We start from the raw sequence: 26,483 nt of genomic DNA, 5'->3' as shown, positions 1-26,483 counted from the left end.
AACTCTTATTTTATTTAATATCAAAGCATTTTATATCATACTAATTAGTATACAGTACTTTAATAACTTTAGTAAATATATACTAAGTAATATTTATTATTCTTTAACATTTAATTAAAATATAGTACAATATTTATAATATTTCCTAATATACATTCTTATTTTTTTGAAATTTATATGTAGGTGTAATATAATATGTCCAAGTACAAAGTTTGTAAAAACACACTTAATTATGATGAATTAGCTAAAGCTTTAAAAGATAACTCACCTAGTCTAGTGTACTTGTCTTTTTTATAATTTACCTCATAAAAGTAGACTAGACCACTAAATTTTTTTATACATAATATAAATAATATCTGAATTAGTCAAAGAAAGAAGTTGATTTATTATTGATATTTTCTAATCTTATTATAAATAAAAATGAACCTATCTACATTCAAATAGAAACGCATATTAAACAAGGAATTAAAAGTGGTGAATTGAAAAAAGATAGTAAGCTACCTTCCACAAGAGAGGTAAGTAAGTTTTTAAATATAAGTCGAAATTCTGTTATTTCCGCTTATGAAGAGCTAGAAAGCAGAGGAATAATAGTTACTAAAAGAGGTATAGGTACTTTCATCTCTATAGAAAGTGAACATGAACGTTATGAATATAATGTTGATTTTATAGAAAGAGTTAATAATTACGGAAATACTCTTAGAGAACTTGATATTACAAAAAGTGAATTACCTTATAAAAAAGGAATGATATCTTTTAAATCTATTTCTCCTGAAAGCCATCTTTTTAATCTTGATGATTTTAAAAGATCTCTTTTAGACGCTTGGACTTTTGAAGAAGCAAATCTACTTAATTATGGTTATGCCAAGGGTTATAAACCATTAATAGCTTACTTTTTTGATTATATGAAAGAAAAGCGTGTAACAACTGCTAATAAAGATATTTTAATAACAAATGGTTTTACTGAAGCCTTTGATATAATCATAAGTTCATTAACAACTAAAGGCGATGTTATTTTATGTGAGGAGCCAACTCATAATACTGCTTTGAAGATTATGAAAGCCTACGGATTGCAAGTTGTTCAAGTAAAAATGGACAAAGAAGGACTAGATTTAAACTCACTTGAAGATGCTTTAGATAAATATAATCCTAAGTTTGGATATTTAATACCTTCATATAATAATCCAACAGGAATTGTAACTAAAACTGAAAGAAGAAAAGAAATATATAAACTTTTCAGAAAATATTCTGTTCCTATAATAGAAGATGGATTTAACGAAGAATTATTATACTCTAGCTCTCCAATTGATCCAATAGCTTCTTTATGTGGAAATGGTAATGGAGTTATATATATAGGAAGTCTTTCAAAAATACTATTTCCAGGTCTTAGAATTGGGTGGATATTTGGAGATGAAAAACTCATAGATGTTTTAGAAAGTGTAAAACGCGGCAGAAATATTCATTCATCGTTTTTAGATCAAAGTGCATTTTGTTATTATTTAAAAAGTGGTGCGTTTAGCAGGTATGTTAAGAATGTACGAAAATATTATAGAGATAAATATAATCTCGTTATAGATATGATTCACAAATATATTCCCTATGAATATATCACTGGTGAGGGTGGTCTACATGTTTTTATAAAGCTTACAGATAATATAGATGCAAGAGAACTTTTAGATCTTTGTTATAAAGATAATGTTATATTTATGCCTGGTGATATCTTTTATGAAAATAAATTAAAAGGAACTGATACATTTAGAATAGGTTTTGGAAGAGTAAGTGATGAAGATATTAAAAATGGTATCAAAATAATAGGCGATAATATAAAGCGCTTAGTAAAAAATCAAAATACCTAACCTAAGTTCTTGCTAAAATACTTAGCTTGTCATAATCTCATAAAAGCTTACACAATATTATTGAGAAACTCATATATATAGTATCAGGATAGAATTTAAATATTTCCTAATACTAAACAAAAGGGATGAGAAAATGATGTTTAATATGCATTTAAAGAGTGCTAATTCTTCAGAAGGCTATTTAGATAAAATAAAAGAAAGACAAGTTGGTATTTCATCTTCACGCAATTGTTCAGAGGTTGATTGTAATAACTATGGGAATACAATTACTTTTGTTGCGTATGCACGTGTCCCAGAAGGTTATATCTTTGATGATACTTTTTCACTTGAATATACACCTGAATTTATGTGTAATTCTAATTGCTTAAAATGTTTAGTTGAGCCATGTGTCATATCGGATGTATGTGTTACAAATCCCTGTGATGATACAAAAACAATTGAAGGTTGTTGTATAAAGCTTAACAAGATAAGACTACTTGGTTCTTTAAAATATTATGTTGATGTATATTTTGCTACTGGTAACCCTGGTGTAGGAATTGCAGCTCCAGGAAATGAAGGAGTATATTTCATAAATCAGATTCTAGATTATACTTGTGCCTGCAACGATGTATGCCCTGAAACTATAACAATAACCTATGACCTCACTCTAAATACAACTGGACCACTTCTTCAGCCTAATGGTGATACGCTTGTTCCTATTGATGTAACATTAATATTTACACTTTAATATAACTAGAAGAGGAAGTCTCTCAATATTATTTTTCATATCTTTTTGAAAGACTTCCTTTTTCTGCAATTTTAATATTAATATATTAAAAATCATGATAAATATTAGACCATTCTCCACCATCTTCATCACTTATATTTGTATACAATAAATATAATTAGGAGATGGTGGTTATTTTAATTATTGTCCAATTTAGTATTTACCGAATTCATTATCACTTAATGCTATTTTAGGTTTACTTGATGTGGCTGCTACTTCTTTAAAAGCAACTTTATTTTCTTTAATATAAGATTGTTTGTTTTTATAGTTTTTAGCGCCATTATTTAATGAACTATTACCATTATCATTTTTAAGTTTAAAACTAGAAACCATCTCTTTAAGCATTTGTGATTGGCTTGAAAGTTCCTCACTCGCCGCTGCGCTTTCCTCTGCAGTTGCTGAATTTGTTTGAACAACTTGTGATACTTGCTCAATTCCCAGGTTTATTTGCGAAATACCAGTAGCTTGTTCATTCGAAGATGCTGCTATTTCTGCTACAAGGGTAGCTGCTTTTGATACTCCATCTACTATTTCATATAAAGCTTTTGCTGTATTATTTGCAATCTCAGTACCTTTTTCAGATTTCTTTATAGAACCTTCAATAAGAGCTGTAGTTTCTTTAGCTGCATTTGCACTTCTTGCTGCTAAGTTTCTTACTTCTTCAGCAACTACTGCAAATCCTTTACCATGTTGACCTGCTCTTGCTGCTTCCACTGCTGCGTTAAGTGCAAGTATATTAGTTTGGAAAGCTATTTCATCTATTACTTTTATTATTTTTGAAATATTTGCAGAAGACTCATTTATTTCACCCATAGATTTGAGCATTTCACTCATATGTCTATTACCTTCTTCAGCCTTTTCCTTTACATTAAGCGAAAGATCCTTAGCTTGGTTTGCATTAATAGCATTTTCCTTAGTTTGTGCTGCTACTTCTGTTATAGAAGATGTTAATTCTTCTATAGCACTTGCTTGCTCTGTGGCTCCTTGAGATAGTGCTTGACTACCATCTGAAACTTGACTTGATCCTGTAAACACTTGATCTGATGCAGTATTTATTTCACTAAGCACCGAATTTAAAGACTCTATTATTGTATTTAATGAAACAGAAATACTTTTGAAGTCTCCTCCAAATTCTCTAACATCTTCAATCACAAGATTGCCTTCAGAAATTTTCCCTATAACTTCAGAAATTTCTCCAATAATATTTTTCAAACGTTCTCTGAAATTATTAATAGTATTTGCTAATACTCCAAATTCTCCTTTGTAATCTCCCTTTACAGAAACTCCTAAATTTCCTTTAGACATTTCGTTCATAACACTATTTACTTCTTGTATTGGTTTTACCATAGCTTCGATTAACTCATTTACACCTTCTACTATCTTTCTAAAATCCCCGTTGTGCTTTGATTCATCTGCTCTCGTATCTAACTTTCCTTCTATAGCAGCCTTTGATAGCATAATTGACTCTGTTACCAATTCTCTAATATTATCTATACAGTTATTTAAATTATTCTTTATTTCATTAAAGTCTCCATGATATGTGTCTGTTATTTTCTCTGGTATATCTCCTTTACTTATTCTGTCTATATACTCTGCTGTTATATTTATTGGTGCTACAAAAGCATCTATTAATTTATTTACACCATCAATTAACGTGCCCCAATCTCCAACAAATGCTGCTGAATTTCCTCGTGTATCAAGTTTGCCTTCTTGTGTTGCCTTTATTAGATTATTAGTTTCAGTTAATAACCCTCTCATTACATCTATACAGTTATTTAAATTGTTCTTTATTTCATTAAAGTCTCCATTATATGTGTCTGTTATCTTCTCTGGTATATCTCCTTTACTTATTCTGTCTATATACTCTGCTGTTATATTTATTGGTGCTACAAAAGCATCTATTAATTTATTTACTCCACCAACTAATGTACCCCAATCTCCAGCAAATGCTGCTGAATTTCCTCGTGTATCAAGTTTTCCTTCTTGTGTTGCCTTTATTAGATTATTAGTTTCAGTTAATAACCCTCTCATTACATCTATACAATTATTTAAATTGTTCTTTATTTCATTGAAGTCTCCGTAGTATGTGTCTGTTATTTTTTCTGGTATATCTCCCTTACTTATTCTCTCTACATATTCTGCTGTTATATTTATTGGTGCTACAAAAGCATCTATTAATTTATTTACACCATCAATTAACGTACCCCAATCCCCAACAAATGCTGCTGAATTTCCTCGTGTATCAAGTTTGCCCTCTTGTGTTGCCTTTATTAGATTATTAGTTTCAGTTAATAACCCTCTCATTACATCTATACAGTTATTTAAATTGTTCTTTATTTCATTAAAGTCTCCATAATATGTGTCTGTTATCTTCTCTGGTATATCACCTTTACTTATTCTCTCTACATACTCTGCTGCAATATTTAATGGTCCTATTACTGAATCAAGAGTATTATTTACACCTTCAACAATATTTCTGAAATCCCCACTATGTTTTGTCGCATCTGCTCTTGTATCAAGTTTTCCTTCTACTGCTGCTTTTGATAACATATTTGTATCTTTTACTAATTCTCTTATATTTTCTACCATTTTATTCAAAGCAGGTGATATTTCATCTTTTTCATCTTTTAACTGTATGTTCATACTCACATCGCCATTGGAGATTTTCTTCATATTCCCAATTATAGAAGTTTGTAAATCATCTGCAAATATATCCATAGCCACAGACATTTGTCCAATTTCATCTTTAGTATTAATCTTTAACCTCTCTCCAAGATGACCTTTGCTCATTTCTTGAATAATATATACTGCCCGTTTTAACGGCTTAGTAATTAAGTTTGAAATATATAATCCAATTAATATTGACATAACCACAACAAAAATAATTATTCCAAGCATAATTGTTATTGTTATGTTAGCATTTTTTGTATTTAAATCTGATTTTGCTTGTGCATCATCAATCTTCATAGAAATTATTTTTGCTATTGAATCCTGCTCTACTCTTGAGGATTTTCCAGCTTCACCATTTTCACTAATCATAGCAACTGCTTCTTGATCTTTATTTTCTTTTGCAAGCAATATTGCTTTATCAAGTTTTGATTTGAAGTCAACTCTAGCTACTTTAAAAGCTTCAAACTCTTTTTTCATTTCTACAGAAATAATAGTTTTTTCAAAAGAATTAGACACTTTATCTATGTTAGCTCTTCTTTCTTCTATTTTATCCATATTAGCTTGAATATCTTCTGGTGATTGAGCAATTATCATATCCCTTAAGTTTACTCTAAGCCTTTGAAATTCAGATGATATTTCACCCATTTGAGAAACCGGAACAGTCATATTCTCATACAATTCAGTATCTGAGTTTTTAATGGATTTTAAATTTAAAATTCCATAAGCACCCATTGCTCCAGCTATTAATGCTATTAAGATAAAACTCGACAATAATTTTTTACTAATACCTAAATTATTAAACCAACCCATTTTTCATACCCCCAATAGTTTTTTGTAAAATTTTTCCTTATATTGTATTTTAAATATAAATATATTTATATATGATACCTATTCTTGTCATCTTTTCTTAAATACTTGAGCATTAGATACAACAGGTTCAAACAAATGTTGTACTTCCTTTGGAAGTTTCTGTGTCTGCTCCATAGCTAGATATCCACCCTCTATAAGTGAATCATAATACATTTTTATAACCTTTATCCTTTGTTCTTCGTTAAAATGTAAAAGTACATTTTTACATATTATAAGCCCAAAATCTTTCTTAGGTGGACTTAATGAAAGTAAATCATGCTTTTGGAAAGTTACTGATTTTCTTATTTCTTCATTTAATTTAAAATATCCATCTTTATCATCAGGTTTAAAATACGCATTAAATATATCTTTAGGAATACGTTGTATTTGTTCTTCTGGATAAGAACCTTCTGATATTATATTTTCAAATAAATTGCTTTCATCTATATCTGTAGCCAGTATTTCAACATTTCTAAAATACATATATCCTAAGTTCTCGCATAAAATCATCGAAAGAGAATACGGTTCCTGCCCCATAGCACATCCTGCATCCCATATATTTATATATTGTTTAGAACTTAAATATGGTAGCGCATAATCTCTTATTACCTCTAGCGTCTGAAGATCTCTAAAAAAATAAGTGAATGCCATTTTATAATCACTCCTTTTTATCCTTTGTTTTTAATTTTTCTATTTTATTCATTAAATTGATTATTCTTAGTACTTTTTCTTTAAGGATCAACTCTATATTTCCTATAAAATTCTCTCCGTATTTGTAATCATTTACTTATAGTTGTATTCATTTCCTTAAATTTAAATATAGTTTTATTTAAGTAAAAATTTTTATAAAATTACATAAATTATACAACTAGCTCTTTACTTACAATTATACTTATTTATAGTAAAATGTCAATACTTGTAATATTATGTCTTGCCAAGTATTATACAACAAATCAATCGTCAATTTTCACCATACTTCACAAATAAAATCCACAGATCAAAGCATCAGTGGATTTTATTACTTTATCAGGCATAAATTATAAATACTATATCGGAATTCTATTCAGTTAAATAAGAAATATATGTATTTTTTTATCGAACAAATATTTTAAGTTTAAGATATTTGTTCACACAACTTATTATATCTTCTTTTTAAAATTTAGTTTCTCCATTACATTCTCTAGTTTTTTTATATCAATAGGTTTATTAGCATATACCTCACAACCACTATCAAAAGAATTTTTAACTAAATCTACATCATTTAATGCTGTAGTCATTATTATCTTTACCTTTCTCTCGCCTTCAATACCCCTCTGCTTTTCCATTTCTCGAATAGTTTTCAAAACTTTTACTCCATCTACCTTAGGCATCATAATATCTAAGCATATTAAATCATAATGTTCCCCTTCATCTAATGCCATTAAATAAGCATCCAATCCTTCCATACCATCTACAGTAATATCACAATCACCATAATTAGACATAAATTTATACAAAAATTTTCTACTTGACAAATCATCTTCCACAATTAATATTTTCATAATTAAATCCTCCTTATTGTTCTAATAATATGACTAAATATCACATTTTAATATACTATAAATTTTATATAAATTAGTTTGTATATTAATATCATCCTTTTTTCTTGATGCAAGTTCAATTTTAAAAGCTAAAGTTTTTATATTCTTTAAATCATTTCCCTCTGATTTTATTTTTATATAGTGAGCTATTCTTTCAATTTCATCATAATTCTTAGATCTTTCTTTTCCTACTTTGAAGTATGAATTTAGCTCTCCTACCAAATCTAATAAATTCTTCTTAATTTCTTTAGACAACTCTACAATATCATTTTCACTATCATCTATATTACTTTTTAAATAAGAGCTAATAATATTTGTATTATTATTACAACTATTATTTTGAGTTCTATCTAACGTTTCACTAAGCTCATTTATATCTATTGGTTTTGATATATACTCATCCATACCCTTAGATAGAAATTTTTCTCTATCACCTTTTAAAGCATATGCAGTGACAGCTATAATAGGAATATGCTTACCTGATTTTTTTTCATTTTCTCTAATAATTTGAGTTGTTTCAATTCCATCTAATTCTGGCATTTCAATATCCATTAAAATAATATCAAAATTATAACCATCTATTAACTTTAATGCTTCAAAGCCGTTTGATGCAGTTTTTATGCTACTATAACCTATTTCTTGTAACATTTTCTTAATTACTATTTTATTTATATTATTATCTTCTACTAGCAATATACTGTCATTTTTTAAATCTTTAGTACTACTCACTTTCAATTTTGATTTCAATATAATACCTTTTGCTTCTTCTAACTTAATAGTAAAATAAAATTTACTACCACTACCTTTTTTACTGTCAACTTCAATACGTCCACCCATTAATTCCACAAGATTTTTAGAAATTGTAAGTCCAAGTCCCGTGCCTCCATATTTCCTTGTTATTGATCCATCAACTTGAGTAAAACTTTTGAATAAAAGCTTCATTTCATCTTTACTAATGCCAATGCCAGTATCTTCAACTATAAATTGAATTTCTAAAATTTCATTAATATTACTTATTTTATTTACCTTCAATATTACAATTCCGCCATCTGTAAATTTAACAGCATTTGATATTAAATTATTTAAAATTTGCTCAAGTCGATATGCATCTCCAATTAATATTTGAGGAACTTCTTCATCAATACTATAATGTAATTGAACATAATTTTCATTAGCCTTAACTAAATTAGTATATATAACCCTTTGAATAAGAATCTTTATATCAAAGTCTATCTCTTCAATAATAACTTTTTCTGCTTCAATTTTTGACAAATCTAAAACATTATTTATTAAAGAAAGCAAAGTATGAGCACAGTTTTTTACAACGTCTAAATTTTCTCTTTGTTCTTCTGTAAGATCAGTTGACAATGTTAAATCAGTCATACCTATTATTCCATTAAGTGGAGTTCTTATTTCATGGCTCATATTTGCTAGAAACTCACTTTTAGCTTTGTTGGCTTCTTCTGATACGTTCTTAAGTCTAATAAGCTCTTTATTTGTCTTTTTACTTTTTGTAATATCAATATCTATTCCTACAAATCCTGAAAACTGACCATTTTTACTATAAATAGGATTACCTCGACTTAAAATATTGCTATATTTCCCCGATCGTGTTTTTAATCTGTATTCAATTTCAAATGCGTTATTATCCTCATAGACTTCCGCCAATTTTTTGCAATGATTTTCAACATCATCAGGGTGCATACCTATTATGCAATTTTCTTCCATTAACTTTTCTGCAGTTTGTCCTGTTAATTGCTCCCAATTTTCATTAAAATAAACATATTTTTTATCTACATCTATTTTCCATAACATCTCCGGAAAATATTTTATAAGCGAATGATAAAAGTTATTTAAAGTTATACTTTCATTTTCCATTTTCTTATATTCTGTAATATCCGTAATAACCACTAAAATTTGATTATTTCCAGCTTTTACAATTGGAATTGTTTTAATTTTAAACCATACCTTTTTAGATATATTATTCTCTAATATAGTATGTTGAATTTCAATATACTCACTTGGAATCAAAGTCCTTATAGTATCCTTAATTGTTTTTCTTATTTTGCAGTCATTACACGCAGTACTATTCCCGCATCCTCTAGGTGAAAGAAAACTATTAACGCAATTTATATAGTCCCCTGGTCCCATATCCATATTTTCATTAAAATTTCTATCAAAAATATTATTGGGAGGTGTATTATGATATCTTATCATTAAATTTTCATCTGTAATAATAATTACTGCAGGCATATAGTCCATAACCATTTCTAAATCAGTTTTTTTACTCTGCACTTTACCCAATCCCCCTACCACTTAAAAAAATATTGTAGTTTGTAGGTTCACCTTTTATTAATAATAGAATAAATTGCCTGAGGTATATTTTTCAAAGAAACTTGTTTTAATACTGCACCAATATCATAAGCTACTTTTGGCATCCCATAAACTACACACGATTTTTCATCTTGTCCTATTGTTATAGCACCTTTTTGTTTCATATTTAAAAGACCTTTAGCTCCATCATAACCCATGCCAGTCAATATTATTCCAATAGCCGATCTACCTACCTTTTCTGCCACAGAATTAAATAAAACATCTACAGAAGGTTTATGACCATTAACTTTATCACCATTAAAACATTCCACTATATATGAATTTCCTTTTTTATTTATTTTTAAATGTTTATCACCAGGTGCAATTAAAACTCTACCAGAAATAATTTCATCTCCAGTTTCTGCTTCCTTTACTTCCATTTTACAAGAAGCATTTAACCTTTCTGCATACATCTTAGTAAATACTGGTGGCATATGCTGCACAATTACAATTCCTGGCATTTCTATTGGGAGAGCACTAATTATATCAGCAATTGCTTCTGTGCCACCTGTTGAAGCTCCAATTGCAATAATTACATCCTTTTTAATTATATTGGTATTAGTATTTAATACATTATTTCTATAATCATTTTTATGATGACTAACCTTTGCTACTGAAGATATTTTTACTTTTACAATCAATTCATTGATAAATCCATCAAGTCCATTTACTCCAGTTGGTTTTGTTACAAAATCAACTGCACCTGCATTTAATGCTTCAAATACTTTATCACTTAAAGCACTTACTACCACAACTGGCATAGGATACTGAGGCATTAATTTTTCCAAGAATTCTATTCCATTCATTCTTGGCATTTCAATATCAAGAGTGAGCACGTCAGGCTCCAGTTCTATAATTAGATCCCGTGCTTCAAATGGGTTTGAAGCTGTACCTACAACCTCAATCCCTCTATCATTACTTAGTCCTCTTGCTACTGCCTCTCTAAATAATAAAGAATCATCTACCACAAGCACTTTTACCCTTTTACGTGCATACATAATAACCTATCCTTTCCTGTAAACTGAAGGCATTATATATTTATATGGATTTTCTGTTTTATTAAGAGCTTCTGAAAGCCCAATAAACAGATATCCTCCTACCTCAGTCATGTCATAAAATTTTCTTATAAGCCTATCCTTTGTTTCTTGATCAAAATAAATCATAACATTTCTACAAAATATAACATGGAACTTTCTTTTAAAAGGAAATTCATCCATTAGATTAAATACCCTAAAAATAACTTCGTTTTTTAATTTTGAATCTATTCTATACGTATCATTATCTATTTTATTAAAATAATTTAATTTCCAACTTTCCGACATTTTTTCTAAACCTTCCACACTATATATACCTTTATCTGCTGTTTTGAGAACATTAACAGATATGTCTGTTGCTAAAATTTTCTTATCCCATAAACTTTTTTCTTGTGCAAAATAATCTTCCATTATCATTGCAAGAGTATATGGTTCTTCACCTGACGAACAGCCTGCACTCCATATTCTTAAATCTCTATTTTTAACTGTAGTAGCCAAAGATGGTAATACCTGATTCTTAAAGAATTGAAAATGTTCTTGTTCTCTCATAAAGAAAGTATGATTTGTAGTCAGTTTATTAATTAGTGTTGTCAATTCATTTTTTGTAATATCTGCGTAAACATAATCGAGGTATTCTCTAAAACTATTACACCCTTTTTCAATAAGAACGTTATTCAATCTTCCTTCAATAAGATTTTTTTTATGGGTTAAATTTATTCCATAATTATTCTTTAAAAACTTAGTAAGTTCTATAAATTCATTTTCTTTTATATTAATCATAAATTCACCGACTTTTCTAAAATTATTTATAAAAAAAGCGGAAAGTTAAAACAAAAAATTCTTTAAATTTTCAACTCTCCAATTTTTAATATCAATAATTTAATATTTACCAAACTCTTTATCGCTTAATGCTATTTTAGGTTTATTGGATGTAACTGCTACTTCTTTAAAAGCAACATTATTTTCTCTACTGTAATATTGTTTATTTTTATAATTTTTAGAGCCATTATTTAATGAACTACCAAAATTCTCATTACTATTTTTAAGTTTAAAACTAGACACTCTCTCTTTAAGTAATTCTGATTGACTTGAAAGTTCCTCACTAGCTGCTGCGCTTTCTTCTGCTGTTGCTGAATTTGTTTGAACAACTTGTGATACTTGTTCAATTCCAAGGTTTATTTGTGAAATACCAGTAGCTTGTTCATTCGAAGATGCTGCTATTTCTGCTACAAGAGTTGCTGCTTTTGACACTCCACCTACTATTTCATATAAAGCTTTTGCTGTTTCATTTGCAATTTCAGTACCTTTTTCAGATTTCTTTATAGAACCTTCAATAAGTGCTGTAGTTTCTTTAGCTGCATTTGCACTTCTTGCTGCTAAGTTTCTTACTTCTTCTGCAACTACTGCAAAGCCTTTACCATGTTGACCTGCTCTAGCTGCTTCCACTGCTGCATTAAGTGCAAGAATATTAGTTTGGAAAGCTATTTCATCTATTACTTTTATTATTTTTGAAATATTGGCAGAAGATTCATTTATTTCACTCATAGATTTAAGCATTTCACTCATATGTCTATTGCCTTCCTCTGCATTTTCCTTTACCTTAAGAGCAAGATCCTTAGCTTGATTTGCATTAATAGCATTTTCCTTAGTCTGTGCTGCTACTTCTGTTATAGAAGATGTCAATTGTTCTATGGCACTTGCTTGTTCTGTAGCTCCTTGAGATAGTGCTTGGCTACCATCTGAAACTTGACTTGATCCTACTGCCACATCATTTGCAGATATATTTATATCAGTAAACACTTCATTAATTGTTTGTATTGACGAATTTAATGCATTTATTATACTTGCATAGTCACCGCTATAAGAATTTTCAACATCTATATCCAAGTTTCCCTTTGCCATTTCATTTAAAGCGTTATCTATTTCCCTTATAGGTTTACCAAAAGCATCTATAGCTTTATTTATTATATTTATAAGTTCTTTAAAGCTTCCAGTAAATTCTTCACTTTCACCCCTAATTTGTAAATTACCATCTGCTGCTGCTTCAAGAACTCGTATCTCTTCTGCTACAACTTTAAGGATGTTAATTTTTAGATTATTTAAACTTTCATTTGCGATACCATATCTTCCAGGTAACTTTTCAAGTTCAACTGAAAAATCGCCTTCTGAATAGGATTTTAATACGGCAAATATTTTGATTAATGCTTCTACAGATATCCACATTCCATCATTTACACTTTGTGCCATTTGTTTATATACCCCATTGAACTTTGAAACATCTATTTTATCTCTTGTATTACCTAATTTAAAGGTTTCATTCATCCAATTTACATCTTTTACAAACATATTTAAAGTATCTACTAATAAATTTAAATTGTTCTTTATTTGGTTGAATTCACCATGATATATTTTTTCAATCTTATCTGGTACCTCACCATTACCTATTCTCTTTACGTAATCAGCTGTTATAGTTATAGGATCAACAAATGCATCTATTATTCCATTAATTCCACCAATCATTTCAGCCCATGAACCACTAAATTTAGATGCATCTACTCTTTTAGACAAATCTCCTTGTTTAATTTCATTAGCTATATTAATTTGTTCTTTAGATATATTTAATAGATTTTGTCTTAAATCTTCCACATGTTCATTTACTAATCCATATCTACCTGGGAATTTTTCAAGTTCAACTGAAAAATCTCCTTTTGAGTATGCTTTAAGTACTTCAAACAATTTTATAAACACATCCATGGATACCCATGTTGTATCATTTATACTTTCAACTATGTCCTTATAAATGCCTTGGAATTTTGAAATATCTATTTTATCTCTTGTATTCCCTTTTTTAATAGTTTCCTTAAACCAGTGTATATCACCTATAAAGGCATTCAAATTATCAATGAGCTGATTAATATTATTTTTAGCAATATTAAATTCTCCAACTTCTTCTTGGTTATACTTATTAGAGATTTCTCCGTTACTTATCTTACTTATATAATCTGAAGTTGTTTTTATATTTTTTATAAATATATTTGTAGTTGTTAAATTATTTTCAGATATCTCTTTCCATGCACCATTATATTTTGACTTATCCAAGTTTATATCAAAATCTCCTTTTTTAACAGATTTTAATATCAAATTAGAATCATCAACTAAATTGTTTATATTTTTTAATATTATTTTAAATGAATTAGCTAATTCGCCAATTTCATCATTGGCCTCTACATCTATGTATTCATTGAAATTACCATTTTGAATGCTCTTAGCAATACTATTAAGTTTTTTCATAGGTTTACAAATTAAATTTATTAGTAGTAAGCCTAACGCTATTGTAATAATAATGAAAAACAATAAAAATATAATCATATTATTTTGTAATTCTTTTATAGACGTTATGTTTCCCATACCTTTATAAGCTACAGTAAACAAGATACTCTCCATTGCAATTATAACTATAAAAACCATACTAATTTTATTTTTTATTTTCAACTCATTAAACCAACTCATATATTATACGCCTCCCTACTTTTCATAAAATTCATCCTATTTTATACATACTTTTGTATGTTTCACCAATACTAATCATAAAAAGAGGAAAGTTAAAACATAATTTTTCTTTTAACTTTTAACTTTCCACTATTAATTCTTAATAATTTAATATTTGCCGAACTCGTTATCGCTTAATGCTATTTTAGGTTTACTTGATGTAACTGCTGCTTCTTTAAAAGCAACATTATTTTGTCTACTACGCGATGGTTTATTTTTATAATTTTTAGTACCATTATTCAATGAATTGTTCCCATTACCATTTTTAAGTTTAAAACTAGAAACCATCTCTTTAAGTAGCTCTGATTGGCTTGAAAGTTCCTCACTTGCTGCTGCACTTTCTTCTGCAGTTGCTGAATTTGTTTGAACAACTTGTGATACCTGTTCAATTCCTAGGTTTATTTGTGAGATACCAGTAGCTTGTTCATTTGAAGATGCTGCTATTTCTGCTACAAGTGTGGCCGCTTTTGATACACCTTCTACTATTTCATATAAAGCTTTTGCTGTATTATTTGCAATTTCAGTACCTTTTTCAGATTTCTTTATAGAACCTTCAATAAGAGCTGTAGTTTCTTTAGCTGCATTTGCACTTCTTGCTGCTAAGTTTCTTACTTCTTCAGCAACTACTGCAAATCCTTTACCATGCTGACCTGCTCTTGCTGCTTCCACTGCTGCGTTAAGTGCAAGTATATTAGTTTGGAAAGCTATTTCATCTATTACCTTTATTATTTTTGAAATATTTGCAGAAGACTCATTTATTTCGCCCATAGATTTGAGCATTTCACTCATATGTCTATTACCTTCTTCAGCCTTTTCCTTTACATTAAGCGCAAGATCCTTAGCTTGGTTTGCATTAATAGCATTTTCCTTAGTTTGTGCTGCTACTTCTGTTATAGAAGATGTCAATTGTTCTATGGCACTTGCTTGCTCTGTAGCGCCTTGAGATAGTGCTTGGCTACCATCCGAAACCTGACTCGATCCTGTATAAACTTGATCTGACGCAGTATCTATTTCACTAAGAACTGAATTTAAAGAATCTATTATTGTATTTAATGAAACAGATATACTTTTGAAATTGCCATGAAAATCTTTGACGTTTTCAATTGCAAGGTTACCTTGTGAAATTTCTCCTATAACCTCAGAAATCTCTTCAACAACATCTTTCAAACCTTTTTCTGTAGCATTAACAGCATTTGCTAATACTCCAAATTCACCTTTGTAACCTTCACTTACTGGAACTTCTAAATTTCCTTTAGATATTTCACTCATAACAGCAGTAACTTCTTGAATTGGTTTTACCATTTCTCCAATTAATTCATTTACTCCCGCTACTATCTTTTTAAAGTCCCCATTGTGTTTTTCTATATCTGCTCTTTTGTCTAACTTTCCTTCTGCAGCTGCCTCTGATAGCATATTTGCATCTACTACAAGATTATCAACTGCATTCTTAGCATCTTTTAAGCTATTTGATATTCCTTCAAATTGTTCGCTAACTTCACCAGTATATTTATCTGCTTCCTTAATCTTAAGATCAAAATTAGTATTTCCCTTTGAAAGTAACTTCAAGTTTCCTTCAAGCCTCTTAACTTCAAGTTTTGTATAGTCGCTTACTCTAATAATAGGTGTTAAATCTGTTACAACTTCAACATATCCAACACTTTCACCTTTTTTATTTTTTAAATATGCTGTATCTTGTTTATTGTTCATACCACACCAGTCAAAGAAACTTTCTGGGTTGCCTTTATGAAGCTGCTTAATTCCACATTTTTCAGTATTACATATAGTAGCACCTGCATGACTACATGCGAGTCCATATCCCGATTTACGATCTCTAATAACACCTTGATTAATCATAAGATTTTCAAATGACTTATTCATATATGTCCAATTCATATCATTATCTGTAACATGAATTGGGAAAGGTATAGCATCTATAATAGCCTCATACCAAACAACTTTGTCTACTACAGTATCTAATGTACCATTTACACCATCTATGACTTTTTTAAAATCTCCATCATGCTTGCTTGCATCAGCCCTTGTCTCAAATTTTCCTTCTATAGCCGCATTTGATAACATATTTGCATCTGCTACTAATGCTTTTATATTTTCTACCACTTTCTTCAAAGCAGGAGTTATTTCATCCTTTTCATCTTTCATAGTTATATCAATATTCATATCGCCTTTTGCAATTTTATTCATAGCACCAATTACATCATTCTGTAAACCATGTGCAAAAGAATCCATTAACTTAGCCATTTTTCCTACTTCATCAGTTGTCTTCATATCTGCTCTTTCACCAAGATGGCCTTTACTCATTTCTTCAAGCATATATAATATTCTATTTATTGGTTTACTAATTAATCCTGATATTATAACTCCCAATGCTATGGCAACAATTGTTCCCACAAGAATTATTCCAATCATAGTAATTATTGCAGTACTGGCAGTTTTTGAATTGGCGTCTGCTTTTTCCTTACCACTAACTTCTGTTAATGAAATAAGTTTCGATGCTGAATCATCCACAGCTTTGCCAAGAATACTAGCTTCACCATTCATAATACTAATGGCTTCATCATTTTTGTTTTGAGTTGCTAATTCCATTACTTTATCTCTAACTGGTATATATTTATCTATGTTTGCTCTTAAATTATTGTATTCATCAATTATACTTCGATCTTGGATACTACTTTTAAACAAATCCAAAGTCTTATTTATTTCTTTATCGGTTTCAATCATTACATTTTTACTATCTCTATTTGTATTTACATCATTTTCAATTATCATATTCCTAGCTATTACTTTATTTTTTTGTATATCAACTTGTATAATATTCATTAAACTAATAGGTTTTGTATTATTTTCATATAATTCAGTGTCTAGCGTATTAATCTTTTGAAGATTTAAAATTCCAACACACCCTACAATCCCCATTAAGATAACAATTGTAAAAAAACCAGCCAAAATCTTACTTTTTGTTTTTAGATTTAAAAACCACTTCATTACTACACCCCTCCCTAATTCTCATAAAAATTACCCTTTTAATACTTTTTTATTGCTTTATTATATTTCTTTATTTTTTAATTCTTCTAGTTCATCTTCTTCAAGAAGTTTATGGCACTCTATAAGAAGCCTTACTTCATTTTGAATTTTACCAATGCCTTTTATATATTTATTGGCATTGTCTTTATTGGAACTTGTCTTAGGTGGTGGTGATATATTATTTTCATCAATACTCACGACCTCTAAAACTCTGTCTATTATTAACCCAATACATATACCTTCTATTTCAACAACTATAATACAAGTCCTATCATCATATTCCTTTTCTTCTTTTTTAAATTTAAGCCTAACGTCCATGACTGGTATTATCTTTCCCCTAAGATTTATTACTCCTTTAATGTAATTTTCCAATTGAGGTACTTCTGTTATTGGTTCAATACCTATAATTTCTATTACATATTTAATATCAATACCATATGCTTCTTTACCAATTGAAAATATAAGATATTTATCCTTTTGAGTATCTTCTTCACTTTCAATAAAATCCTGTAGTAATTCTGCCATATTAATCCCTCCTTAATTTTTTACATATTGACAATCTCTGATGCATCAAGTATCAAGCTTATAGTGGCATCCCCAAGTAATGAACATCCACTTACTCCATTTACTTTTTTAATATAATTTGGTAGTGCCTTAATTACAACTTGTTGCTCTCCAATAAGTGCATCTGCAAAAATGCATCTCACTTTACCTTGATCTTCAATCATAATTACAATGCCATCTTCAATATTTACTACATCTGTTTTAATATCATAAAGTTCATGTAGTCTTAATATAGAATAACATTCCCCTCTTAAAAGTATCATTTCTTTGTTATCAAGATCTTTAATTATATCTTCCTTTTTAATTATGAATGATTGTCTAATAGCCATAACAGGAACTGTAAAAGTTGAATTGCCAACTTTTATTGTCATCCCATCAATAATTGCTAGGGTTAAAGGAATTTTTATTGAAGTTGTTGTTTCTTTTCCTTCTATGCTATCAACGGTTACAGTACCTCTAATTTTTTCAATTTCCTTTGTAACTACATCCATTCCAACTCCACGCCCTGAAAATTCAGTAACATTTTCATTTGTTGAAAATCCAGGTAGAAATATCATTGAATAGATTTCTTTATCTGTCAAATCACTTTCTTTTCCTTTAATTAATCCATGTTCTCTTGCTTTTTTTAATATTTTATCTTTATTAAGACCCTTACCATCATCTTTTATAATAATCCAAACTTCTCCGCCAGTATTTTTAGCTTCAATGGTTAGTTTTCCTTTAGGAATCTTACCACTTGCAACTCTTTTTTCCTCTGTTTCTATACCATGATCCATGGAATTTCTTATTATATGCATTAAAGGATCACCTATATGTTCTATGATATTTTTATCTACTTCTGTATCTTGTCCTATTATTTCAAGTTCTGCTTCCTTATTTAGTTTTTTACACATGTCTCTAACTATTCTGTTCATCTTGTTTAGTGTTGGCGCAATCGATACCATTCTTATTGACATAACAACATCTTGAAGATCTGCAAGTCTTTTTCTATGTTGTCTTGCTGCTTTGTTGAAGCTATCTAAATGTAATTCAGAAATTTCCGAATTTTTAGTTACCATGGCTTCTGAAATAACCAATTCTCCAACCAAGTCCATAAGCATGTCTAACTTATTAACATCAACACTAATTAAATTTTGTTTGTGTGTATTTTTAGAAATTATTTTTTCATTTTCATTCACATTATTAATAATAACTTCCGCTTGATTTTCATCTTTCTTTTTAAAATTCTTATCAAACTCGTTTTCATCATCAAACTGCTTAATATCAATCTTATCTAAAAATACTGTTTCCATAAAACATTCTCTAATTTCTTCTTTACTATTGTTAGCTCTAAAAAATATTTTAAAACCTTGCTGTTTTATAATTTCACAAGTATCGTTGTTTTCAATAATATCTTCTGGATAAAAATATGAAACTTCTGCAATTTCTTTAAGTTTGTGAATAATAGTAAAGCATCTTATGTTCTCCATTTCACATTCTTCTTCAAAAAATAATGTAGCACAAAACAAATTAATATTCTCATCGATTTTATCATTACTCAAATAATATTTTTGTTCTTCATTTGTCTCTATAACTACTTTATTCCCATTGTTATTATCTGAATTTTCTGACATTTTATTGGATTCTTTTAAAACCTCTAAAAATTTATTTGCTTTTCCGATAAATAAAGTGAAGTCTCCATCTGCCTCTTTATCACTATTTATTTTTTCTGTCTCTGCTTTTATAAGGTCGCTTCCTTCTAGAACTAAATCTGTAAGACTTGAATAATCAATTTTTTTAGGTTTTGATTCTCTAACAAAATAAAATAAATCTTCTATGGTATGAGAAATATTAGCAATGTTATCAAACATCATCATTCCAGAAGAACCTTTTATAGTATGCATTATTCTAAATATTTCATTTATCGCATCTGGTTCAAGTTTTTCTATCTTTTCACTATCAATTATCAGTTGTTGAAGTTGTTCTATCATTTCAAATGTTTCAAAAATAAACATCTCTAACATTGGTTCTTTACTATCCATATAACCCACCCCTTTTAATTATGTCTGTTAAAATTTACTCAATGCTTTTAAAAGATATTCTTCTTTAAATGGTTTTATTATAAACCCTTTAGCTCCTTTAATAACTGCGTCTTTAACTATACCTTCTTGTCCCATAGCACTTAACATAAGTACAGTTGCTTTAGGATCAAATTTAATTATTTCAGTTAAAGCTTCTACTCCACCCATATCTGGCATTGTTATATCCATTGTAACAATATCAGGTTTTAACATTTTATACATTTCAATAGCCTTACGTCCATTTTCTGCTTCGCCTACAACTTCGAATCCATTTTTATCAAGCATTGTTTTTATTGTTAGCCTCATAAAAGCTGCATCATCAACTACAAGTATTTTTTTCATAAATAAAAGCCTCCCTCTAATGTACATTCAAAATATTTTAAATAGATTTCATTATTTTCACCTTTGAAACAATTCCAGTCCTATTACTTATTTATTAAATCAATTGTGCTTATTTGTTTTCTAGTTGCTTATGTCTTTTCATAAAACCATTTTAATATAGATAACATTTTACTTCTAATTGTAATTGCTAACTATAATTTTAAAATAATTGTATTATGTGCAATTATTTGCACGAATTCCATACTTTATATTAACTAACTGTCTACTTATAATTGTACTGATTTATGACAAAATGTCAATACTTGCATCATTATGTTACATAAGTGTTATATAACATAATACTAATTATAAAATTATATTATTAAATTAAATAATTCTCTATTTTTCTCGTTTTACTAATATTAAAAATATAGTTCATCAACTTTTTTAAAGAACCCATATTTTTTTATTTTCATTGCAGTTTTGGACTTGTTATTTATTTTCATGTGCCTTAATTATAAAAAAAGAGGAAAGTTAAAAAATTTCTTTATATAAACTTTCCTCTTTTGAATATTAATAATTTAATATTTGCCGAATTCTTTATCACTTAAAGCTATTTTGGGTTTACTAGATGTAACTGCTACCTCTTTCAAAGCCATATTGTTTTCTCTATTATAATATTGTTTATTTCTATAGTTTTTATTTTCATTATTTAATTGCCTACCATTACTATTTTTAAGTTTAAAACTAGAAACCATCTCTTTAAGCATTTGTGATTGACTTGAAAGTTCCTCACTAGCTGCTGCACTTTCCTCAGCAGTTGCTGAATTTGTTTGAACAACTTGTGATACCTGTTCAATTCCTAGGTTTATTTGTGAAATACCAGTAGCTTGTTCATTTGAAGATGCTGCTATTTCCGCTACAAGCACCGCTGCTTTTGATACACCATCTACTATTTCATGTAAAGCTTTTGCTGTATTATTTGCAATCTCAGTACCTTTTTCGGATTTTTTTATAGAACCTTCAATAAGAGCTGTAGTTTCTTTAGCTGCATTTGCACTTCTTCCTGCTAAATTTCTTACTTCTTCTGCAACCACGGCAAAACCTTTACCATGTTGACCTGCCCTTGCTGCTTCCACTGCTGCATTAAGTGCAAGTATATTAGTTTGAAAAGCTATTTCATCTATTACCTTTATTATTTTTGAAATATTTGCAGAAGATTCATTTATTTCACTCATGGATTTAAGCATTTCACTCATATGCTTATTGCCTTCCTCGGCATTTTCCTTTACCTTAAGAGCAAGATCCTTAGCTTGGTTTGCATTAATAGCATTTTCCTTAGTTTGTGATGCCACTTCTGTTATAGAAGATGTTAATTCTTCTATAGCACTTGCTTGTTCTGTGGCGCCTTGAGATAGTGCTTGACTACCATCTGAAACCTGACTTGATCCTGTAAACACTTGATCTGACGCAGTATTTATTTCACTAAGTACTGAATTTAAGGAATCTATTATTGTATTTAATGAAACAGAAATACTTCTGAAATCCCCATCAAATTCTTTGATATTTTCAATTGCAAGATTACCTTTTGAAATTTCTCCTATGATTTCAGAAATTTCTCCAACAATACCTTTCAAACTTTCTTCTGTAGAATTTACAGCGTTTGCCAATATTCCAAATTCACCTTTATAATATCCACTTACTGGAATATTCAAATTTCCTTTAGATATTTCACTCATAACACTGGTTACTTCTTGAATTGGCTTTACAACGGCCTCTATTAATCCATTAATTCCAACTACAATTTCTTTCCATGCTCCTGAATATAAATGTTCACGGCCTCTTGAATCTAATTTTCCTTCGCTTGTTTCTTTCGTAAGATTAACAAGTCCTTTATTAATTCTATTTATAACTTCTACCACTTTATTTAAAGCTGGAGATATTTCATCTTTTTCATCTTTTATAGATATATCCATACTCACATCACCTTCGGCGATTTTATTCATAACATTAATTACATTAGTCTGCAAATTATCAGCAAAAAAATCCATTGCTTTAGCCATTTGTCCTACTTCATCATTTGTATTTATATCTGCCCTTTCACTAAGATGACCTTTACTCATCTCCTCAATCATATATAATACTTTTTTTAATGGTTTAGTGATTAAACCAGAAATGTATAGTCCAATTAATATTGATATAATTATAACAATAGCAATTACCACAAGCATTATGCTTATTGTTGTATCAGCATTTTTAGAATTTAAATCACTTTTTTCTTTTGCAGCATTAGTCGTTGCCGAAATTAAATTTTTAATAGCATTTTCTTCTGCTTGTCCTGATTGAACATTTTGATTATTCTTAGCAATAGCTTCATCTTTTTTATTTGCTTTTGCAAATTCTATAACTTTATCAAGTTCTGGTCCATATACTTTTCTAGCTTCAACGAAAATATCATATTGTTTTTTCACTTCACTTGTTACAAGAGTTTTTTCAATTGAATTTCCTAATTTAGTAATATTTGATCTTATTTCCTCAATTTCCTTTGTTTTAGTTGCAACATCTTCAGATGATTGTGCACTTAACATATCCCTTATATCAACTCTTAATGTTTGAAAGTTAGTACCTAACTCTCCCAATTCTGAAATAGGTACTGTCATATTTTTATATAATTCCGTATCCGATTTATCAATAGATTTTAAAGAATAAATTCCATAAACACCCATTGCTCCAGAAATTAATGCTATTAATATAAAACTTGATATTAACTTTTTACTTATTTTCAAATCAGTAAACCATCTCATAATTATACCCCTCTCTATTTCCCATAAAATTTATCTAATTAATAAATAATTTAATAAGTTTATTAAATTTAATTATTTTTTAATTCTTCTATTTCGTCTTCCTCAAGCAGTTTATGGCAATCTATAAGAAGCCTTATTTCATTTTTAATTTTGCCAATTCCTTTTATATATTTATTGCCATTATCCTTATTGTAGCCAGTCTTGGGTTGTGGTGAAATGTTATTTTTATCAATATTTGCGACCTCTAGAACTCTGTCTATTATCAAGCCAATACATATACTTCCTATTTCAACTACTATAATACAGGTTCTGTCATCATATTCTTTTTTTTCTTTTTTGAATTTTAGTCTAACATCCATTACAGGGATTATCTTACCTCTAAGATTTATTACTCCTCTAATATAATTAGGCAATTCAAGTACTTCTGTTATTGGCTCAATCCCTATAATCTCTATTACATATTTAATATCAATACCATATGATTCTTTACCAATTGAAAATATAAGATATTTATCCTTTTGAGTGTCTTCTTCACTTTCAAATATTTCTTGTAATAAGTCTTCCATTTTTAATCACCTCTTTAATTTTTTACAATGATTGCTTTATATATGTAGGGGGGATTGTAAAAACTGACTTCCTAACTTTTATTGTCATTCCAAAAGACGCCTCTATAGTATGCATTATTCTAAATATTTTATTTTTGGCATCGTTTTCAATTTTTCTTATTCTTCCCTATCAATTATAAGTTACTAAAGTTGTTTTACTATTTAGAAGGTTTCAAAGATAAGCATCTCTAACATTAATTCTTTATTATCCATATATTCCTCCTTCTTAACAATAAATTAAATGAGCTATTCTAATTTAAATATCAGTAGTATTCTCACTTTTTATTAATATTTTTAAAAAATGTATAATAGTATTTAATAAGTGTGATTATCCATAACTTATATGGAAAACTACTTAATTACAATTGTAACTGTTTATAACAAAATGTCAATACTTGTATTTTTATGTTTTAATTATCATTCAGAAAATACATAAAAATGATAAAGTTAGGCACATGAAAATAAATAACAAGTCCAAAACTGCCATGAATATTTTTCATCAGGCAAGGAAGTAAAATGCCATCATAGCGAGTATTATGGCATTTTACTGACGTGAGCAGTGAACCCAAATCTATGATTTGGTGTGAATCGCTTACTCAGTGAGCGCATGCGAATCGAGCTTCCCATTATGGAAAATAGGTTGGCAAATGGACTTGTTATTTTTTTGATTGTGCCTAATATTTAATAGCATATCTATTTTAATAAAGAAAAAGTGTACTTGAGTATATTTTAAATCAACTCAAGTACACCTTTTTAGAAAATTTTCAAAAAATATCATTCTATTTTAACTACCACTACACATAAACTCCAAATATATCTTTACCTTGAACATTTATCTTTTCTTCCTTAAATTCCTTATTTTTATTGAAATTAAATATAACCAAATACCCATTTGCTAAAGAATGAATATCTAAATAATCACAAAGCTGTTTTATGCCATCTTCATGATATTTTTGCCCTCTCCATATTTTCATTTCAATTATATATTTAAAATTATTGTAGGTTATAACAATATCCAATCTCTTTTCTTCTGAAACTTGAACTTCTTTAAAATCAAAGCCTACACCATTTATTATTGGCTTTATAAATGCTAAAAACAGTATCCTTCCATGATGTTCTATGAATTCTTGATCTTTAGATGAATATTGTTCTTTCATAAACTGCATGAATCTTTTAAGAATCTTCTCTATATCTAGTTCTCCATTTTCTTTTATAAAGTTTGCTTTAAAATTATATAAACTCATATTTTTAGTGGACGTTCTTATTTTTGATAGCATATAATTATAAATTATTTCTTCAAATATCTTATTGTTTATCTCCACGCCTTTTTCACCGTTTTTAAATATACCATTAGTTATACCTAGACTTATTACTGGATCTAATGGATTAAAAATAAATTGTTCTCCATCTATTAAAATTCTCTTTGTTAAATCATAAAGTTCGCTATTGTTCTCCAAATTCTTAACTATACTTTCAAACAATGTATTCGTCTCTTCATTAATAATTTTAACAGCTTTTTCGATATTATTTATGGTCCAAGCTTTTTTTTCATCAATATAGATTTTCTCATCGACAATCTGACAAAGCCTACTAACTAAATATGGATAACCGTTTGTAAAGAAATATAATTCTTCACTAATCTCCTTAATCTCCATGGTCAAATTATTCTCTTCTTGATACTCTACTAGCATTGATGCAATTTCATTACTAGAAAAGCTCATATCTACATTAAAATCTACAGCTATGTTCCAAGGTGAATTATATTTTGCTTCATCTTCTTTCCTAAGTTTTAATTTTAAGCTTTTCACATCATGAACTCCTGCTAAAATCACTGATTTAAATGTATAATCTTCCCCTACTTCTCTAGCTAAATACTTATTTCTAAGCATTCCTATAAAACTCAAAAACAATTGATTATTTGAACTCTTATCTACTTCATCTATAATTAAAACTACATCCTTTGAAGTTTCTTTTATAAATTTAGTTATTGCTTTTGATAAATCTTTAATACCATTTACACTTTTTGATAATTCTAACAGTCTTTCACTTTCATTTTCATAATTTATAGCCATATTTTCACTTAACACTTCCATAAAAACCTTTGAAAAATCTTCTTCACGCTGAAAAGCCTTATCTCCAATTCCTTCAAAACTAATACTTATAACTAAATACTTTTCCTTTAATAATATTTTCAACTGACTTAAAGTCGTTGTCTTTCCATATTGCCTTGGTCTATTCATAGTAAAATAAAATTCACTATCTATTAGTTTTTCTATTTCCTTAAGCTTATTACTTATATCAACCATATAATGTTTTCTTGAAACACATACTCCTGTACTATTAAATCTCTTTTGCATAAATAAAAAATCACCTTCTTTCCATACTTTTCATATCTGATTTTTATTTGAAATAT

At 28.6% G+C, this 26,483-nt stretch carries 16 protein-coding genes; 2 read left to right on the top strand and 14 right to left on the bottom strand.

Features of this window, described 5'->3' with window-relative positions:
* Positions 1 to 389 precede the first annotated feature (389 nt).
* Positions 390 to 1,853, top strand: a complete 1,464-nt coding sequence (locus tag psyc5s11_RS08690; protein ID WP_224037208.1) for an aminotransferase-like domain-containing protein — start codon at positions 390 to 392, stop codon at positions 1,851 to 1,853.
* A gap of 133 nt (positions 1,854 to 1,986) precedes the next feature.
* Entirely contained in the window at positions 1,987 to 2,580 is a 594-nt protein-coding gene (locus tag psyc5s11_RS08685; protein ID WP_224037207.1) for a hypothetical protein, read from the top strand.
* Between the two features lie 192 nt (positions 2,581 to 2,772).
* Here psyc5s11_RS08685 and psyc5s11_RS08680 read toward each other — a convergent pair whose 3' ends face one another.
* The 14 genes from psyc5s11_RS08680 to psyc5s11_RS08615 form a co-directional block, all read right to left on the bottom strand.
* Entirely contained in the window at positions 2,773 to 6,099 is a 3,327-nt protein-coding gene (locus psyc5s11_RS08680) for a methyl-accepting chemotaxis protein (protein ID WP_224037206.1), read from the bottom strand.
* Between the two features lie 87 nt (positions 6,100 to 6,186).
* Positions 6,187 to 6,789, bottom strand: coding sequence for a CheR family methyltransferase (locus psyc5s11_RS08675; protein ID WP_224037205.1), 603 nt, complete (start codon positions 6,787 to 6,789; stop codon positions 6,187 to 6,189).
* Between the two features lie 488 nt (positions 6,790 to 7,277).
* Positions 7,278 to 7,679 carry a response regulator gene (locus psyc5s11_RS08670; protein ID WP_224037204.1) on the bottom strand — a complete coding sequence of 134 codons (402 nt, stop codon included), beginning with the start codon at positions 7,677 to 7,679 and terminating at the stop codon, positions 7,278 to 7,280.
* Positions 7,680 to 7,712: 33 nt separating this feature from the next.
* Positions 7,713 to 10,013: a PAS domain-containing hybrid sensor histidine kinase/response regulator gene (locus psyc5s11_RS08665; protein ID WP_224037203.1), complete on the bottom strand. Its 2,301-nt coding sequence runs from the start codon at positions 10,011 to 10,013 to the stop codon at positions 7,713 to 7,715.
* 47 nt (positions 10,014 to 10,060) lie between these two features.
* Positions 10,061 to 11,089, bottom strand: coding sequence for a protein-glutamate methylesterase/protein-glutamine glutaminase (locus psyc5s11_RS08660; protein WP_224037202.1), 1,029 nt, complete (start codon positions 11,087 to 11,089; stop codon positions 10,061 to 10,063).
* A 6-nt stretch (positions 11,090 to 11,095) separates the two neighbouring features.
* Complete coding sequence (locus psyc5s11_RS08655; protein ID WP_224037201.1) at positions 11,096 to 11,905, bottom strand: CheR family methyltransferase; 810 nt, start codon at positions 11,903 to 11,905, stop codon at positions 11,096 to 11,098.
* A gap of 99 nt (positions 11,906 to 12,004) precedes the next feature.
* Positions 12,005 to 14,635 carry a methyl-accepting chemotaxis protein gene (locus tag psyc5s11_RS08650; protein ID WP_224037200.1) on the bottom strand — a complete coding sequence of 877 codons (2,631 nt, stop codon included), beginning with the start codon at positions 14,633 to 14,635 and terminating at the stop codon, positions 12,005 to 12,007.
* Positions 14,636 to 14,782: 147 nt separating this feature from the next.
* Positions 14,783 to 17,677: a methyl-accepting chemotaxis protein gene (locus psyc5s11_RS08645; RefSeq protein ID WP_224037199.1), complete on the bottom strand. Its 2,895-nt coding sequence runs from the start codon at positions 17,675 to 17,677 to the stop codon at positions 14,783 to 14,785.
* Positions 17,678 to 17,737: 60 nt separating this feature from the next.
* Positions 17,738 to 18,241 carry a chemotaxis protein CheW gene (locus tag psyc5s11_RS08640; protein ID WP_224037198.1) on the bottom strand — a complete coding sequence of 168 codons (504 nt, stop codon included), beginning with the start codon at positions 18,239 to 18,241 and terminating at the stop codon, positions 17,738 to 17,740.
* 20 nt (positions 18,242 to 18,261) lie between these two features.
* Positions 18,262 to 20,301, bottom strand: a complete 2,040-nt coding sequence (locus tag psyc5s11_RS08635; protein ID WP_224037197.1) for a chemotaxis protein CheA — start codon at positions 20,299 to 20,301, stop codon at positions 18,262 to 18,264.
* A 27-nt stretch (positions 20,302 to 20,328) separates the two neighbouring features.
* On the bottom strand, positions 20,329 to 20,682 hold the full coding sequence (locus psyc5s11_RS08630; RefSeq protein ID WP_224037196.1) for a response regulator: 354 nt from the start codon (positions 20,680 to 20,682) through the stop codon (positions 20,329 to 20,331).
* 560 nt (positions 20,683 to 21,242) lie between these two features.
* The gene (locus psyc5s11_RS08625; protein ID WP_224037195.1) at positions 21,243 to 23,465 is read right to left on the bottom strand and encodes a methyl-accepting chemotaxis protein; all 2,223 of its coding nucleotides are present in this window, start codon (positions 23,463 to 23,465) and stop codon (positions 21,243 to 21,245) included.
* 68 nt (positions 23,466 to 23,533) lie between these two features.
* A complete protein-coding gene (locus psyc5s11_RS08620) occupies positions 23,534 to 24,031 on the bottom strand; it encodes a chemotaxis protein CheW (protein ID WP_224037194.1) in 498 nt (165 codons plus the stop codon).
* Positions 24,032 to 24,864: 833 nt separating this feature from the next.
* On the bottom strand, positions 24,865 to 26,427 hold the full coding sequence (locus tag psyc5s11_RS08615) for a P-loop NTPase family protein (protein WP_224037193.1): 1,563 nt from the start codon (positions 26,425 to 26,427) through the stop codon (positions 24,865 to 24,867).
* Between the last annotated feature and the right edge of the window lie 56 nt (positions 26,428 to 26,483).

The organism is Clostridium gelidum (assembly GCF_019977655.1).
Taxonomy (GTDB): Bacteria; Bacillota; Clostridia; order Clostridiales; family Clostridiaceae; genus Clostridium; species Clostridium gelidum.
Note: the sequence above shows the minus strand (reverse complement) of the source record. Positions and strands in the feature narration are given on the sequence as shown.

Coding starts and splice junctions, on each gene's coding strand:
- psyc5s11_RS08685 (WP_224037207.1), top strand. CDS start 1,987: ATGATGTTTAATATGCATTTAAAGAGTGCTAATTCTTCAGAAGGCTAT.
- psyc5s11_RS08680 (WP_224037206.1), bottom strand. CDS start 6,099: ATGGGTTGGTTTAATAATTTAGGTATTAGTAAAAAATTATTGTCGAGT.
- psyc5s11_RS08675 (WP_224037205.1), bottom strand. CDS start 6,789: ATGGCATTCACTTATTTTTTTAGAGATCTTCAGACGCTAGAGGTAATA.
- psyc5s11_RS08670 (WP_224037204.1), bottom strand. CDS start 7,679: ATGAAAATATTAATTGTGGAAGATGATTTGTCAAGTAGAAAATTTTTG.
- psyc5s11_RS08660 (WP_224037202.1), bottom strand. CDS start 11,089: ATGTATGCACGTAAAAGGGTAAAAGTGCTTGTGGTAGATGATTCTTTA.
- psyc5s11_RS08655 (WP_224037201.1), bottom strand. CDS start 11,905: ATGATTAATATAAAAGAAAATGAATTTATAGAACTTACTAAGTTTTTA.
- psyc5s11_RS08650 (WP_224037200.1), bottom strand. CDS start 14,635: ATGAGTTGGTTTAATGAGTTGAAAATAAAAAATAAAATTAGTATGGTT.
- psyc5s11_RS08645 (WP_224037199.1), bottom strand. CDS start 17,677: ATGAAGTGGTTTTTAAATCTAAAAACAAAAAGTAAGATTTTGGCTGGT.
- psyc5s11_RS08640 (WP_224037198.1), bottom strand. CDS start 18,241: ATGGCAGAATTACTACAGGATTTTATTGAAAGTGAAGAAGATACTCAA.
- psyc5s11_RS08635 (WP_224037197.1), bottom strand. CDS start 20,301: ATGGATAGTAAAGAACCAATGTTAGAGATGTTTATTTTTGAAACATTT.
- psyc5s11_RS08630 (WP_224037196.1), bottom strand. CDS start 20,682: ATGAAAAAAATACTTGTAGTTGATGATGCAGCTTTTATGAGGCTAACA.
- psyc5s11_RS08625 (WP_224037195.1), bottom strand. CDS start 23,465: ATGAGATGGTTTACTGATTTGAAAATAAGTAAAAAGTTAATATCAAGT.
- psyc5s11_RS08620 (WP_224037194.1), bottom strand. CDS start 24,031: ATGGAAGACTTATTACAAGAAATATTTGAAAGTGAAGAAGACACTCAA.
- psyc5s11_RS08615 (WP_224037193.1), bottom strand. CDS start 26,427: ATGCAAAAGAGATTTAATAGTACAGGAGTATGTGTTTCAAGAAAACAT.